The organism is Paraburkholderia phytofirmans PsJN, assembly GCF_000020125.1.
In the GTDB taxonomy this organism is placed as follows: domain Bacteria; phylum Pseudomonadota; class Gammaproteobacteria; order Burkholderiales; family Burkholderiaceae; genus Paraburkholderia; species Paraburkholderia phytofirmans.
In genome coordinates, this window is the sequence record NC_010681.1 from 2,701,446 (window position 1) to 2,715,505 (window position 14,060).

Here is a 14,060-nt window from a genome sequence, read left to right on the forward strand (position 1 = left end):
CGGCCGAGCAGGCTGCCAAGAAAATGGAGCAGCAGAAGATGGTGTGGACAACCGCAGCAAGGCAGCGTGCGATCACAGTGACAGTGAACGGGATGTTTTGCGCGGCGACAGCCGGTCATGCGTATGCACAGGTGGCACAATCAGCGAACGACAATGTGAAACCCGAGGTCACGCTGTCGGAGATTAAAGTGCAAGACGCGGCAAACGCGGCGTCCGTCGGGCTCGTCGGCAAACGCACCGCGACCGGCACGAAGACCGACACACCGATCACCGAAGTCCCGCAAACGATCAACGTCGTCACCGAGCAGCAGATTGAAATGACTGGCGCAACCGACCTCAATCAGGCGCTGCGCTACGTGCCAGGCTTCGCATCGTTTGGATCCGACAGCCGCACAGACCTGTATGCGGTGCTGCGCGGCTTTACACCCACCTTGTTCATCGACGGATTGCAAGCGCCGAATACAACGCCCATCGCGAGTTGGCGCGTCGACCCGTACATGATCGACAGCATCACTGTGCTACGCGGGCCGACATCGGTTCTGTATGGAGCAGGAGATCCGGGCGCGATCGTCGACGTGCAAACCAGGCGAGCCGACGGCGAGCGCGTGCGTGAGGCGGATGTGCAGTTCGGCAACTCTGCGCGCAAGCAGATCATGTTCGACATCGGCGACAGGCTGGACGCCGATGGCAAGTACGCGTATCGCTTCGTTGGCGACGCGCGCGACGGCAACGCGGTGACCGGGCCGAATGCGGACCGGCGCGTCGCGCTTGCGCCGTCGTTTCGCTGGCGACCGGATTCCGGCACTTCCCTCACGCTCACGGCGACCTACCTGCAAGACTGGAATGATATTTCGCATAACTTCCTGCCCGCGCAGGGCACCGTAGTGCCCAACCCGAATGGGCAGTTGTCGCATGACGTCTACACGGGAGACCCCACATTCAATGACTACCGCAAGAAGCAGTGGTCCCTCGGCTACCAGTTCTCGCACGACCTCGATACCATCTGGACGTTGACCCAGAACCTGCGCTGGATGCACCTTTCTCTCAGTGACGCGTCGGTCTTTGGCGGCGGCCTTGCCCAAGGCAGCACGACCGATATCACGCGTTATGCAGGGCTGTTTCAGCCCAACTACAGCCGCTTCGACATCGACAACAACGCGCAGGCACGTTTTGGTACCGGCCAACTCGAGCATATTGTGCTGCTCGGCTTTCAGTACAACCGGCAGACGACGATTAACAGCGTGTGGCTCGCGTTGGCGCCGGAGCTGAACATCTACAATCCGGTCTACACACCGGTCACGAGTGCGATTTTCTCGAGCCCCGCGTCGCTCGGCCACCAGGACCAGTACACCACGATGAACACATTCGGCGTGTACGCGCAGGAACAGCTCAAATGGAATCGCTGGACCTTGACGTTCGGCGGCCGTGAGGATTGGGTCGACACGCATCTGGACGACCACGAGGCCAGTACGCAAACGAAACAGGATGTCAGCGCGTTTTCCGGTCGCGTCGGCCTCACGTATGAGGGCGATTACGGACTGTCGCCATACATCGGCTATTCGACCTCGTTCAATCCGGTCATCGGCGTGAAGATGTTCGGTGGCGGATTGCCCGAGCCGACGCGCGGCACACAGATCGAGGCCGGCCTGCGCTGGCAGCCGCCCGGCAAGAACCTGATGTTGAGCGCAGCCGCCTATCAGATCAACCAGACGAACGTCGTAACACCGGCGCCGACGAATCTCGATCCCACGGGAACGTCTTCCGTGCAGACGGGAGAGGTGCGTTCACGCGGCATTGAACTGAGCGCGGTCGGAAACGTGACGCGCGAGTTGTCCATAATTGCGTCGTACATCTATCAGGACGTGAAAAACGTAAAGGCAAACGACGCGTCGCTGAACAACTGGCCGGTCGACATTCCCCGCCCTCGCCAGATGGCGTCGCTGTGGACCGACTGGACATGGCATACAGGAGCGCTCGCGGGCTTCGGGATCGGCGGTGGGATTCGCTACCAGAGCGCGTCCGCGGGGGCGCCGGACAACTCGCTGACGGTCGCAAGCTATACGTTGTACGACGCGGCACTCCACTATCAGATGCGTGACTGGCGTTTCATGCTGAACGCGGCGAACCTGTTCGACCGCCACTACATCAGCGGCTGCCAATCGTACTCGGTCTGCGCATTCGGCAATGGGCGAACGCTGCTAGCCAACGCAAAGTACAGCTGGCAGTAAAGCACCCTCGATTGTTGCGCTGACTTGAGCGAACCTTCAAGGGCACTGTCATAGTTTTTTCACGCCTACTCGAAGATGCATCGAGCGCGCTCAGGCCAGTTTGCACTCACTCTCTTCAGCCCGGCGGCCGACGGTATTTCGCAACATACTGCGCCCTGCCGAGAACCTTGCCATGCATCTGATAAGCGACGAGCGCAGCGCTCGATGCCGAACTCACATCGATATGCGAGACAGCGAGAGCAGATGCTGTCACAACATAACGATGCGATTCTCCTTGAGGAGGACAGGGTCCGCCGTATTTGGACTCGCCAAAATCCGTCAAGGTTTCGACGGCGCCGGTTGGCATCAAGCTGGCCGTACCCGAAGCGCCCTTTTCAAGCGACGACTCCGACGCCGGTATGTTCGCGACTTGCCAGTGAGTCCATCCGAGTCCCTCTGTCGGCGCGTCGACGTCGTGAATCGTTACAACAATGCTTCTGGTTCCCCGCGGAACGTTGGACCATGAAATGTGCGGGGATACGTTAGCTCCGTGACATCCGAATCCTCCGTACACCTGTTCGTTTGCGAACTGGCCGCGATTCAGATCATCGACCTTGACGGTAAATGGCGCTGCGATCGCTATCGCCGGCATCATCGCAATTAACGCCGAATAGCAAAGCGTCGTACGAAGACAGAATGTCGACCTCATATCAACCTCCGTGAGAGATAGGTCAGTGGGAATGCTCCCACGCTATCTATCAACAGTACGGTCTGGAAGATCGATTCGGGGAACCACTACGTTGTCGTTAGTGCAACGTCAAATCTGACCAGCGCAACGGAGCTGCTCCGAATATTGGCTGTGCGGCTGTTCGAATAAGTGGCCCGCTGGAGGCGGCGAGCTGCGTCGTTGATTGGTGCGGGGTGGGCAACACCATGTAACCGTCCGCGAGACTATCGCAACATCCGGCATCCGCACTACGATATCGACGTGTATATCGCGCATGCTCTGGACACGTCGAGTCGGCGAGACGCACATGCGAGGGTCGTCTCGATCGCCAATGCAGGAGAACGGGTTATGAAGATCATCGTCATCGGCGGTGGAGGCCTGGCAGGCTCACAAGTCATGACCGTTCTGCGGCGGGACGGCCACGAAGTTGCTGCCGCACCGTCCCAAGGTGAGTCGATGCCATCGACGGCAATGCTCATTAAGCAACCGCTAGTGCTCCCTGATTGATTGACGTGATTGATTCAATTGACCGACCATCATGCGTACCATTCAAATCCTGCTCCAAACGACCATCCCATTTACAGCTGACGACTGGTCGATAGCCCGGTTTAGCCTATTGACCGAATTATTGCGGACCTATCGAGATCCCAAGGAGCAGGTGACGTTCAACGTTGTGGCTCGTGACCGCGAGCCGCGCGGAGAGCCGGACCCTATTCTTTCTCGACTCGATGAGAGCGAATTCGATCAACTGTGGCTGTTTGCCGTCGACGAAGGGGACGGACTGACTTCCGAGGACTGCGCGGGAATTACACGATTCCGGGAGGCCGGTCGTGGCTTGCTGGCGACCAGGGATCACATGGACCTGGGCAGCTCGCTTTGCAGTTTGGGCGGAGTGGGCAATGCACACCACTTTCACACGCGCAATCTGGATCCCGACCAGTCGAGACGCATGATCGATGACCCGTACTCGGCACACATTTCCTGGCCCAATTTTCACTCGGGCGCAAACGGCGACTTTCAGGAAGTATCGATCGTCGCACCCGCGCATCCGCTATTGACGGACCCTGACTCGCCAACCGGCTCGATCCGCTTCCTACCGGCTCACCCCCACGAGGGCGCCGTCTGCGCGCCAGATGGCGAAAATGCTCGAGTCATCGCACAAGGCAAAAGCAAGGTGACGGGGAAACTCTTCAATCTTGCTGTCGCGTTCGAACCGTCGATTCGCGGAGGCCCCGCGGTCGCCCAAAGCACCTTTCATCATTTCGCCGACTACAACTGGGCCACCGAACTCGGTTGCCCATGCTTCGTCACTGAACCGCCCGGCAGAGGAATGCGGGAACAGCCGCAGGCGCTGCGGGACACCCATCGATATTGCGTAAATGTCGCGCTGTGGCTAGCCGGGGTCATGTGACGCATCGGCGTTCGTGATGATTGCTTTTGAAGCGGACCGGCTGGGAGCAGCGGCGGTTGCCTACTCGTGCAACCACCGCGACGGTACTCCGCTTTCATCTGCTGATTTGGATTGGTGCTAATCCGGAAACACCGCGAGTCCGCCGGCGGCACTATCGCCATGATTTGCGCCCGACTACTATTGACTCAGGGATCCTCCGGAGATTCACCCACGCATCGCGCTGTCCGTGAACACCTGAATAAAATGACGCGCGTTGCCGTGATTCGGAGATGATGCCGTCCTGACCATCTTTCAGCGCTGACACCGTAGGTTTCGACGAATGGGCGGCGGACAGTAGAGAACGCGAGTCACCGATCTCGAGAAGACATCATGGACAACAACAAGCTGCAACCACCACCGCTTTCCCTCCTCGACCGGTATCGCGGCCAGGATTTCGAGTCCCTGTACACAACGACTGTCACCGTTTCCGGTGGCGAGACGGGGCATGGCCGCGCGTCGGGCGTGGCCCGATCAGATGACGGAAATCTCGTTCTGGATCTGCGGCTGCCCAGTGAGCTGGGCGGACCGGGCACCGGGACCAACCCCGAACAGTTGTTCGCCGCGGGCTTCGCAGCATGCTTTCACGGGGCGCTGAATCTGCTTGGAAGTCGCGCTGCGATGGAGATCAGCAATACTGTCGTAGAGGTGCAGGTTTCGTTCGGTCGCGATCCGGTCGATGGAGGCTATGCATTAGCTATCGATATCCGGGTCCGAATGCCGGGCGTTGAGCGACACCGCGTGGAAGAACTGGTTCGCAATGCCGAGCGCCTGTGTCCGTATGCAAAAATGGCCCGACAGGGAACCGTCAATATCGTGACCGTTGTTGACTGACTCCGCGTGCGCTTCTTTCGCCGGGGTCTGCGGAGCGTTCCGCGCGGTCTGGCATCGTCGTGACCGGGCTTCTCGCACGAAAGGCCTTGCAAACGCCGATCGTCGGTTGTATCTGCCGGTTTGCTGTTTTCACATTCGCTCGACGTCAATGACAATCGGCGAGAACCGTCATTGCAAGGTGTGGCTTCGTTCGTGCACCGCTTCACTTCGTCATTCTGCTCGGTACCGTGTTTTCAAGCACCGTTCTGTGCCGGCTTCGCCGGTCATCGCTGCTCAACGCGAGCGCGGCTCGGCAGTGTCCCCCTTATCAGTCCTCATTCCTAACACTCTTTGCAGCCTCAATGCCAATACCCGGTTGCGGAGCTGCTACGTCTGGCTGTGTCAGAAATATGTCCGACGGCTCATATCCAGGTATAGGGTCCCCACTTGTTCGTAGGTACAAAACCAGCCGTTTGTTGAATGTTTTTTGCGCTGCCCAGGGCATAGATTGGTAGTCGTGCGAAAACCCGGTGTTGCCCGCCGAAATCGCTTCCAGTCTCGCACGAAGAGCGGCGTCCACAATCCGACGCCGCACACACCATCATTAAAAGGGAGCCTGCAGTCGCGCCCGAGACACCGAAGCACACGTGACGGCAGCAGGAATGCCACGGCGAACGGTACAGCGGGCCGCATCAGTTCTCCTTTTTGGAAAGCAAAATGAATCAATCGGACACATCGGAACGCTGCTTTCGAATCGGCTTGCCGAATCGCGCTGACGCGCTGTCCACCAGTATTGCCGCGAGCTACGTAGGCATCATGGCCTTCATGGCGGTGGCGAGCGAGGGCAGTTTCGCCAAGGCCGGCGAACGTCTGGGCGTCGGCAGATCGGCCGTGAGCCGCAACGTCCAGAAGCTCGAAACGCAGTTGAGCACGCGGCTATTCCTGCGCACCACGCGCAGCACGCAACTGACGCGTGAAGGCCAGCGGTTCTTCGAGAACTGCCACCAGGGTGTCTCGCACCTCGTGGAGGCCATGAACGACATGCTGGAGCTTCGCGAGGGACCGCCTCGCGGCCTGGTGCGCATCAGCTCGACGGTCGGCTTCGGCAGGAAAGTGGTGGGACCGTTGCTGGAACAGTTTGTCAAGGCCTATCCCGACATCGCCGTCGATCTGCTGCTCGACGATCGGCCGATGGACTTCGCCTCCGAGCAGATCGACGTGGCGTTCCGCAGTGGACGCATCGAGGATTCGAGCATCATCGCCAAGCAGCTGATTCCGATGCAGATGGCGCTCTGCGCCGCACCATCTTACGTGGCAGCGCACGGTCTGCCGCAAACGCTGGACGAGTTATGCCAGCATGATTGCATCAACTTCCGACTCTCCAGCGGCCGGGTGTTCGAGTGGGAGTTCAAGGTAGACGGCCACGTGCGCAAATACCTGCCCACTGCCCGCCTCACGTTGAACGATGCCGACCTGGTCTTACACGCGGTTCTGCAGGGCTCGGGCATTGCGCAGATGGCCGGCTACCAGATCCGCGACCACATTGCCGCCAATGAACTCGTCGTGGCGCTGGCGAGGCACGTGCCCGACGATGGCGGGCACTACATCTGCTATCTGAGCCGACGGCACTTGCCCACGCGCATCCGTGTTTTTATCGACTTTATGACCGAGCAGATCCGCGCGCTCGATCTGAATTGCCTGAGCGGCTTTAATGCTGAAGCAACCGGACCATCGGCAGCGGGAATGGCGGCCTGAAGCTGTCCTGGCGGCTATGCGCGCCAACGCGATGAGTCTGCGACTGTCGCAACACTTTTCAGCGCAACGTGGGCGGGCCTGGTGCTTGCGCGCACCCGAAGTCAAGACGCGCCGCCACGCCCCATACGTCTGTATGATTTGGCGCCGACCGCTTCCGGGCTAGTCTGTAACGATTAAGCATTCACGGCGCAAGCCTGCCGAGCCGGCGGCCTCGCGCGCGACAGTCGAGGTCTGAGCTTTGGATACCAACCCGGTTGTCTGCATCGTCGACGACGACGAGGCCGTCCGTTGCGCGACCGCGAGCGTCGTTCGCGCCGTGGGCTGGCCAACGCGCGTTTTCGCTTCCGCGGAGGACTTTCTGCAAGCCGCGGACGCCCTCGGCCGTCTGGCCTGTCTGATTTGTGACGTGCAAATGACTGGTATGTCCGGCGTCGAAATGCACGAGCGCCTGCTGTCACGCGGCTGTGCGCCGCCGATCATCTTGGTGACGGCATTCCCTACCCCTGAACTCGAGGCACGAGCTCGCGCCAACGGTGCGTATGCGTTTCTAGAAAAACCGGTGGATGCGACCACCATCACAGGTTGGCTGGCGCGCGTTTGCGGCAAAGCGTGACGCTTACCCGCGCCGGGCGCCTAGCCTCCGCACAGGTTAACCAACTATCGTGTGGCGTGTGGTTCATTTTTCAGTGCTTCCGCCTTGCGAACGAGGTCCGCAACGGAGCGTGCCGCCATTTTCTTCATCGCTTGCCCTCGGTGGATCTTGACGGTAATTTCGCTAAGATGCATTTCCGATGCAATCTGCTTGTTCATCAGTCCCATCACGACGAAGCCCATCACTTCTTTTTCCCTCGGTGTAAGCGACTCGTAGGCAGCGCGCAGCGCACCGTTCGCCTGCTCGACATCAAGCCGTTCACGGTCGCGCTTGAGCGCCTGATCTACAGCATCGATCAAGTCCTGGTTGCGAAACGGCTTGGGAATGAAGTCCACCGCGCCGGCTTTCATCGCTTTGACTGTCATTTCAATATCGCCATGGGCAGTGATGAACAGGATCGGCATATGCAACCCGCTCCCCGCCAGTTCCTGCTGAAACGCAAGGCCGCTCTCGCCGCGCAGTCTGACGTCGAGAATCAGACAACTCGGTCCACCGTGCTTCGGAAAAGCGAGGAACTCCCGCGATGACGCGAACGTCTCGACACTCAGGCCGATCGAGCGCAGCAGCGCACTCAACGCAAGCCGCATGGGCTCCTCGTCGTCGAGGACGTAGACAACGGATGCATCGCCGCCGTTTTTCGTCGAATTGGAATTCGGGTCCGAAGGCATTTCGGCTCCTTGTGAAACAGGAAAGTCGCGGCGCTAACCGGAGTGGACGGGCATCAGCCAGGCGGCAAACGACGCCAAGCGAAACGCGTATCAGGTGAACGATAGAACCTTAACGCCTCTCTGAGCTAGCGCGCCCATCTGAGAGTGTAATGATTTAGTCTTGCTCTTCAATACGAATCCCGTATCAAAGCGCGGCACCTGTGTGCTTTAACGCGAACGAGCCGCCTAAATTCCATGGTCTTGCAACCCGCTGCGCCGCAGGACGGAGCCTACGGCACCGCAGCAGGCAAGATGCCTTGACCACGCTGCCTGCAGCTACCTCGCTAAACGGGAAAATGCTGGCTTGCACAACGGCTCGCGTTTACCCTTGGACTGCATCAGGTAAGCGAGCATGGCAGACAGCCAAAAGAGGGAACGTGCGTGGAGGACGGCGTGCGCGACGCGTCGCCTGCTCACTCATCAAGGTTGCGTCTGTACCATCGTCCGTGTTTTCAGCTCGATGCGCGCACGTCGATGCTCACTTCTTCCGGCGCGGCAGCGCTAACACCTGTCTCGTTTCCGCATTTATTCAAGGCGGACTGTCCTGATGCTATCGATGACACGTAAGCGCCGCACATCGTCGTCAATTGCTTGCGAAGCAGCTGCATCAGGTGATCCGACGCATGCTGCTCAAAGGCAAGACGTGTCGATCCCAGTAGTGTTGAAGTCAGCATGAATGCAACGACCGGCAGTTGTTCGCCTTCCAGGCGGCTCGAACTCGCCAGCATCGCAACGGTTGCCGACTCGAGTCGACGATACGTCTCCTGAACCAGCTCACCGGTGTCCAGTTCCGGCCAGACGAGGTAGAACGCTCTTGCCTCCAGATTCTGTGCCGTCGATGCCGTAAAGAACGAGTCGACAAAGCCGGCCACCATTCGGTCGAGTGAACATCGATGAAGCCCAAGACACGCGGCCTCGACTGCATTTGCCACTCGCTGCAAATGTCGCTGCACGACAGCATAAAGAAGCGAATCTTTATTTGCGTAATACTGGTAGACGGTGCCGACAGAAAATCCGGCACGATAGGCTACTCGAGTGGTCGTCAGCTTCTTCGGACCGTCTAGCAGAATGACTTGCACCGTTGCTTCCAACACCGTTTCGAGTGTGCTTGCAGAGCGAGCCTGGCGGGGTGACTTTCTTGGTTGCGATACGCTCGCGTTTTTCCGCCTCATTGCCGCGCCTCTAGTCACGATCAAAAATAAACTCACTTCTTCAACGCAAACTCGGCGCTATGCTATTACAGGAAACGAAGTCTCTGACGGATCGAGCCGCCGAAAAAACTGAGGATTCAGCTCGAGTAGTGCCCTGCGCAAGAACCCGGCGACGGCTTCGCCTTTGCCAATGGGACTTCGCCGCACGAGATGCATCGAGAAAAAAATGAATGGTGGAATCGCGACAGAAAGCGATGACGCCGGTTGAATCTGATCCTTATATAGGCGCTTTAAGCGTAGAGCCTCACAGCCTGGAGCTTGGCCCAGTAAGATAAAACCCGGCGATTGCCAATTACCGCGAAGTCGGGCGCGCCAAGTAGGCTGACATGGAAAACGCGCGGCATAGTGGTTGCGCCGCTTGGACGCACCCATGCTGGCATTCGCGATATGGTCCGCGGCTTTTTCAAGCGCGCATAATCGGCGCACACCAAAATAGATTCGCCGCAAACCAATTAATGCGCGAAAAGCTTCTCCCCTTCTCCACTAATGGCAGCGTCGCTTTCCACCGCCATCGGATCGACGTCGAAGCCCGCGTCGCGCCAGGCACCGATGCCACCGGAAAGCGGCAATGCAAGTTTGACTCCGGCCCGTCGCAACCGCTTGGCCATCCACGCCGCCGACACGTCGTTTGGACACGAGCAATAAATGACGAGAGTCCGGTTTGCCCCATAGTTCTCGACGATCTGCTGAAGTCTCCGTTCGTCTACAAGGACGGCACCCGGAATGACAAACGGATCGAGCATCCTGCGCTCGGCAGAGCGGATATCGAATACGATGGGTCGCGGCTTGTTGGCCAGCAAAGCATGTAACTCGTCCACGCTGATCCGCGCCTTCTCGAGCGCATTTGCCAACAGAACTCTGCGGCCGTACCGATACGCTACATAGAGCACCAGCGCGATGCCAATCACGAGCAACGTATCCCAGCCGAAATGAGAGATCAACGCGAAAACACCGTCGATCTGCGAAGCAAACAGTGCGCCGACGGTCGAACCAGCCGAAGCCCACAGCGCCACGCCGGCGCAATCGTACAGAATAAAAGAACGCAACCTGACTGCCATCGCACCGCATAGCGGCACGGCAACCAGCGATAAGCCGGGCAGGAATCGTGCAACGATCAGCACACGAACTCCCCAGCGTCCAAAGAAGCACTCCGTTTTGCGGACGCAGGTTTCGCGCGACAGCGACAGTTTGCAAACCATGTGAAGCGTACTTTCACCGTACCGTTTGCCGCCCTGAAACCAGACCAGATCGCCCAGCACGCCACCAGCCACAGCCGCGCCGACTATTGTCGCGAAATGCAGGAGCATGGGCGACGCACCGTGTGCATTGAGGGCAATGCCTGCGCCAACCTTGATCAATGTCGGTATGACGGGCAGTGGCAGGCCAAGCGATGAACCCAGAACATTCAGGAATACGACTAGCACGCCATACCGTGCGATCAGTTCATTCGACAACATGATGCTCTCCCTTCCGGCTTACGTGTACCCGTCTTGACGATCGATTATCGCTTCGCTTGGATCGGGCTGCCTGAAGCGAGCCCGGCACTGACTCGCATCCTGCCCGTCGAGGTCTGGGCGTTCGACTCATTTTTTGCTGACGAGTCAAAATAAACGCCCCACGACGAGATCCGATAGGCGCTACTTCGCACCTGATAATTCTTTCTCGGCCAACCTCTTTGATTGCGGCGCAATGTCTTTCACCGGGCCGGCGAGATCGTCATGATCCTGCCGATAGCGGTGAACGTCACGCGTGACAAAACCAGTCTCGTGGCTGGGAATGTCGAACCACTCGGGGTGTCGGAAGGAACGCCGGATGTCCGCGAGCCCGCTCGCCCAGTGCTCTCGCATCGTACCTTTGCTGAACTCATAGTCCTTGTAATGCCCCTCGAACGCCTTGTTCTTGTAGATCAGGTGTACGACGTTTACCGCGCCGCCGTCCGCCACTTGCTGCGCCTCGCGAAGCAACGGGTGGGCAAGCCGAATGTTTTCTGGAACGTGCTCGAGCAGTTCCTTGATCATCTGCGCATGTTTCTGCTGCTGCGACATAAAGGCGGTGATCGCTCTTGTACGGCTCGAATACTGAATGTCTTTGGTACGCTCGCTGACGTCCAGAAAGTCGCCGGGCAATTTGCCGCGAGAACTCCATAGATCCACCTGGAAAACGAGTGTGTCCTTATGCTGACACTCCTTGATAATCTCGGTGAGCGGCGTGTTGGAGACAAGTCCGCCGTCCCAGTAAAATTCTCCATCGATCTCGACGGCCGGAAAACCCGGTGGCAGAGCACCGGATGCAATGAAATGCTCGGGGGCCAACCGCATTGCCGAATTATCGAAGTAGACGAGATTGCCCGTTCGCACGTTGACCGCGCCAACGGACACGCGAACGTTGCCGTTGTTGATTCGATCAAAGTTTGCGTATCTCAGGAGCGTTTCACGCAATGCGGACGTATCGTAATAGCTGATTTGGTCCGGGCGCTTTTTGCCGAGCGGCGCCAAAGACATGTGCGCGCGCGGTGAGAAGAAGCCCTCCTGACCTTCCATCAGGGTACGGGTCGCAGCCCACGCACTTGACCATCTGCGGCCTATGTCTTCAAATCCCGGCCACGCCGGAACGCGCGCGCTGGCATGCGAGAAGAAATCCAACGGCTGGCTGATCGTGTTCCAGAAACCGCGCAACGCCTCTACTCGATCCGAGGGTGCATTGCCGGCGATGATCGCCGTGTTCAGTGCGCCGATGGAAATGCCCGAGATGCGAGTGGGCTCGACACCGGATTCGGCCAGGCCTTCATATACGCCGGCCTGATATGAGCCTAAGGCACCGCCTCCCTGTAGCACGAGTCCGATTTCGTCATACGAGGGGAGTTTCAGGTTTGAAGGCTGCAATAGCTCGTCACGCTGACTCGCATTCATGACGGTCTCCTTACTGCATGAACCAGCCATGACTGACCACGATCGATTGGCCGGTGAGCGCGCTCGACTCGAACCCGGCAAGGAATGCAACCGTGTTGGCGACATCGTCGACCGACGTGAATTCGCCGTCCACGGTGTCTTTCAACATGACGTCGCTTACCACCTGTTGCTCGGATATACCCAAAGCCTTGGCCTGCTCAGGGATCTGCTTATCCACCAGCGGTGTCCTGACGAAGCCAGGACATACGACATTCGCGCGTACGCCATGCGGACCGCCTTCCTTCGCGACAACGCGAGCGAGACCGAGAAGCCCGTGCTTGGCTGTCACGTAAGCGGACTTGAGCTGCGACGCCTCGTGGGAATGTACCGAGCCCATATAGATCACCGCGCCGCCCTTTTTGGAGGCGTACATGTGCCTGATAGCGGCTTTGGTTGTGAGAAACGCGCCATCGAGGTGAATCGCAAGCATCTTCTTCCAATCGGCAAACGGATACTCTTCGATCCGGTTGACGATCTGAATGCCCGCATTCGAGACGAGAACGTCGAGGCTGCCCAGTCGCCGCACCGTTTCAGCCACACCGGCATTGACTGATTCTTCGCTGGTCACATCCATACCGATAGCAATGGCTTTAGCACCAGTCTTTACGATATCTTCAGCCACCTTCTGCGCGTTCACCAGATTCAGATCCGCAATCACGACTGTCGCGCCGTCTGCCGCGAGCTTTCGTGCACACTGCTCGCCGATGCCGCTTGCCGCGCCCGTAACGAGCGCGACCTTATCATTCAGTGCCATATTCTCTCCGTGAACGTTTTACTGGTTGACCGCGAGTTTCATCGACTCCGCGGGAGCAAGATAGTCATAGGCCACCTCACCCACATCGAGTGTGAGATGGGCAATGACGTGACGTGCGCCGATAACCCTGCGAACGGGCAGATCGGTGACCGACGCGAGAGCGTGCGGATTCAGTTCGAGCGCTGCCGGACCTTCCCACGCGCCGATAACCTCGACATCGCGTAAAAAGAAGCGGACCAGTTCGCAAATTCTCACCGATCCGTCGACATGGGGAATGACCTTGAGCAAATAGTTCGGCGTGTCGGCAAGCTTGCGGCATTCCGCGGCTGTATCGAGTGCGCGAAACTTGTAGCCCATCGTTCCTGTAGCGATACGCTGCGTCCCATAGTCGAGCGTGCCGAGCAACGTGTCCTTGCCGTCGACGCATAGCTTGGGCGAAGCGAGTTTCTTCGGAAACCCCCAGATTTCCCGTCCGCCGGCGATGGGGCCTTCGTCATCCAGAAACATCGCGTGCGTAAAATTGGCGCGATTTCCATCCGCGTCGAGAACGGAAATGACCTGCCCGCTTTCCGTGTAGTCGCCGAACCCCGAAGAATCCGGCATACGAATGAACTCGTAGTGAACGATCGGCTTGTCGACCATCAGCGGCTCGGGAACAACGGCCTCGAGCGCATTCATATCCGTCTCATACGAGATGATGAAGTATTCCCGATTGACGAAACGGAACGGCGGACGCGGATAGGCGGGGTTGTGCACCGGCATCGCAAACGCGTTCTTGCGGATATCTTCTTCTGTCATGGATCGTGTCCCGGTTAGTGAGGTGCGGCGTATCGGCAGGT

13 protein-coding genes are annotated in these 14,060 nt (G+C 58.6%); 6 read left to right on the forward strand and 7 right to left on the reverse strand.

Going from position 1 to position 14,060, the window contains the following annotated elements:
• Positions 1-38 precede the first annotated feature (38 nt).
• Positions 39-2,228 (forward strand): TonB-dependent siderophore receptor, encoded by a 2,190-nt coding sequence (locus tag BPHYT_RS11880; RefSeq protein ID WP_012433393.1) that lies wholly within the window; start codon positions 39-41, stop codon positions 2,226-2,228.
• 115 nt (positions 2,229-2,343) lie between these two features.
• Here BPHYT_RS11880 and BPHYT_RS11885 read toward each other — a convergent pair whose 3' ends face one another.
• The gene (locus BPHYT_RS11885) at positions 2,344-2,916 is read right to left on the reverse strand and encodes a YbhB/YbcL family Raf kinase inhibitor-like protein (RefSeq protein ID WP_012433394.1); all 573 of its coding nucleotides are present in this window, start codon (positions 2,914-2,916) and stop codon (positions 2,344-2,346) included.
• Between the two features lie 366 nt (positions 2,917-3,282).
• Here BPHYT_RS11885 and BPHYT_RS39635 point away from each other — a divergent pair, with 366 nt between their 5' ends.
• The 5 genes from BPHYT_RS39635 to BPHYT_RS11905 all read left to right on the forward strand — a co-directional run bounded on the left by BPHYT_RS39635 (position 3,283) and on the right by BPHYT_RS11905 (position 7,562).
• Positions 3,283-3,441, forward strand: coding sequence for a hypothetical protein (locus tag BPHYT_RS39635; protein ID WP_238535593.1), 159 nt, complete (start codon positions 3,283-3,285; stop codon positions 3,439-3,441).
• Between the two features lie 31 nt (positions 3,442-3,472).
• Positions 3,473-4,345 carry a hypothetical protein gene (locus tag BPHYT_RS11890; RefSeq protein WP_012433395.1) on the forward strand — a complete coding sequence of 291 codons (873 nt, stop codon included), beginning with the start codon at positions 3,473-3,475 and terminating at the stop codon, positions 4,343-4,345.
• 369 nt (positions 4,346-4,714) lie between these two features.
• A complete protein-coding gene (locus BPHYT_RS11895) occupies positions 4,715-5,215 on the forward strand; it encodes an Ohr family peroxiredoxin (protein ID WP_012433396.1) in 501 nt (166 codons plus the stop codon).
• A gap of 696 nt (positions 5,216-5,911) precedes the next feature.
• On the forward strand, positions 5,912-6,949 hold the full coding sequence (locus BPHYT_RS11900) for a LysR family transcriptional regulator (RefSeq protein WP_012433398.1): 1,038 nt from the start codon (positions 5,912-5,914) through the stop codon (positions 6,947-6,949).
• Positions 6,950-7,187: 238 nt separating this feature from the next.
• On the forward strand, positions 7,188-7,562 hold the full coding sequence (locus BPHYT_RS11905; protein ID WP_012433399.1) for a response regulator transcription factor: 375 nt from the start codon (positions 7,188-7,190) through the stop codon (positions 7,560-7,562).
• 44 nt (positions 7,563-7,606) lie between these two features.
• On the opposite strand, the gene BPHYT_RS11910 is transcribed toward BPHYT_RS11905, so the two are convergent.
• The 6 genes from BPHYT_RS11910 to BPHYT_RS11935 form a co-directional block, all read right to left on the reverse strand.
• Positions 7,607-8,269, reverse strand: a complete 663-nt coding sequence (locus tag BPHYT_RS11910; RefSeq protein WP_012433400.1) for a response regulator transcription factor — start codon at positions 8,267-8,269, stop codon at positions 7,607-7,609.
• A gap of 491 nt (positions 8,270-8,760) precedes the next feature.
• Positions 8,761-9,387, reverse strand: coding sequence for a TetR/AcrR family transcriptional regulator (locus BPHYT_RS37240; RefSeq protein ID WP_167315747.1), 627 nt, complete (start codon positions 9,385-9,387; stop codon positions 8,761-8,763).
• Positions 9,388-9,971: 584 nt separating this feature from the next.
• A complete protein-coding gene (locus BPHYT_RS11920) occupies positions 9,972-10,976 on the reverse strand; it encodes a DedA family protein/thiosulfate sulfurtransferase GlpE (protein WP_012433402.1) in 1,005 nt (334 codons plus the stop codon).
• A gap of 180 nt (positions 10,977-11,156) precedes the next feature.
• Entirely contained in the window at positions 11,157-12,428 is a 1,272-nt protein-coding gene (locus tag BPHYT_RS11925) for a DUF3734 domain-containing protein (RefSeq protein ID WP_012433403.1), read from the reverse strand.
• Between the two features lie 10 nt (positions 12,429-12,438).
• The gene (locus tag BPHYT_RS11930; protein ID WP_012433404.1) at positions 12,439-13,221 is read right to left on the reverse strand and encodes a 3-hydroxybutyrate dehydrogenase; all 783 of its coding nucleotides are present in this window, start codon (positions 13,219-13,221) and stop codon (positions 12,439-12,441) included.
• Between the two features lie 18 nt (positions 13,222-13,239).
• Entirely contained in the window at positions 13,240-14,019 is a 780-nt protein-coding gene (locus BPHYT_RS11935; protein WP_012433405.1) for an acetoacetate decarboxylase, read from the reverse strand.
• Between the last annotated feature and the right edge of the window lie 41 nt (positions 14,020-14,060).

Coding starts and splice junctions, on each gene's coding strand:
- BPHYT_RS11895 (WP_012433396.1), top strand. CDS start 4,715: ATGGACAACAACAAGCTGCAACCACCACCGCTTTCCCTCCTCGACCGG.
- BPHYT_RS11900 (WP_012433398.1), top strand. CDS start 5,912: ATGAATCAATCGGACACATCGGAACGCTGCTTTCGAATCGGCTTGCCG.
- BPHYT_RS11935 (WP_012433405.1), bottom strand. CDS start 14,019: ATGACAGAAGAAGATATCCGCAAGAACGCGTTTGCGATGCCGGTGCAC.
- BPHYT_RS39635 (WP_238535593.1), top strand. CDS start 3,283: ATGAAGATCATCGTCATCGGCGGTGGAGGCCTGGCAGGCTCACAAGTC.
- BPHYT_RS11920 (WP_012433402.1), bottom strand. CDS start 10,976: ATGTTGTCGAATGAACTGATCGCACGGTATGGCGTGCTAGTCGTATTC.
- BPHYT_RS11880 (WP_012433393.1), top strand. CDS start 39: ATGGTGTGGACAACCGCAGCAAGGCAGCGTGCGATCACAGTGACAGTG.
- BPHYT_RS11930 (WP_012433404.1), bottom strand. CDS start 13,221: ATGGCACTGAATGATAAGGTCGCGCTCGTTACGGGCGCGGCAAGCGGC.
- BPHYT_RS11890 (WP_012433395.1), top strand. CDS start 3,473: ATGCGTACCATTCAAATCCTGCTCCAAACGACCATCCCATTTACAGCT.
- BPHYT_RS11885 (WP_012433394.1), bottom strand. CDS start 2,916: ATGAGGTCGACATTCTGTCTTCGTACGACGCTTTGCTATTCGGCGTTA.
- BPHYT_RS11925 (WP_012433403.1), bottom strand. CDS start 12,428: ATGAATGCGAGTCAGCGTGACGAGCTATTGCAGCCTTCAAACCTGAAA.
- BPHYT_RS11910 (WP_012433400.1), bottom strand. CDS start 8,269: ATGCCTTCGGACCCGAATTCCAATTCGACGAAAAACGGCGGCGATGCA.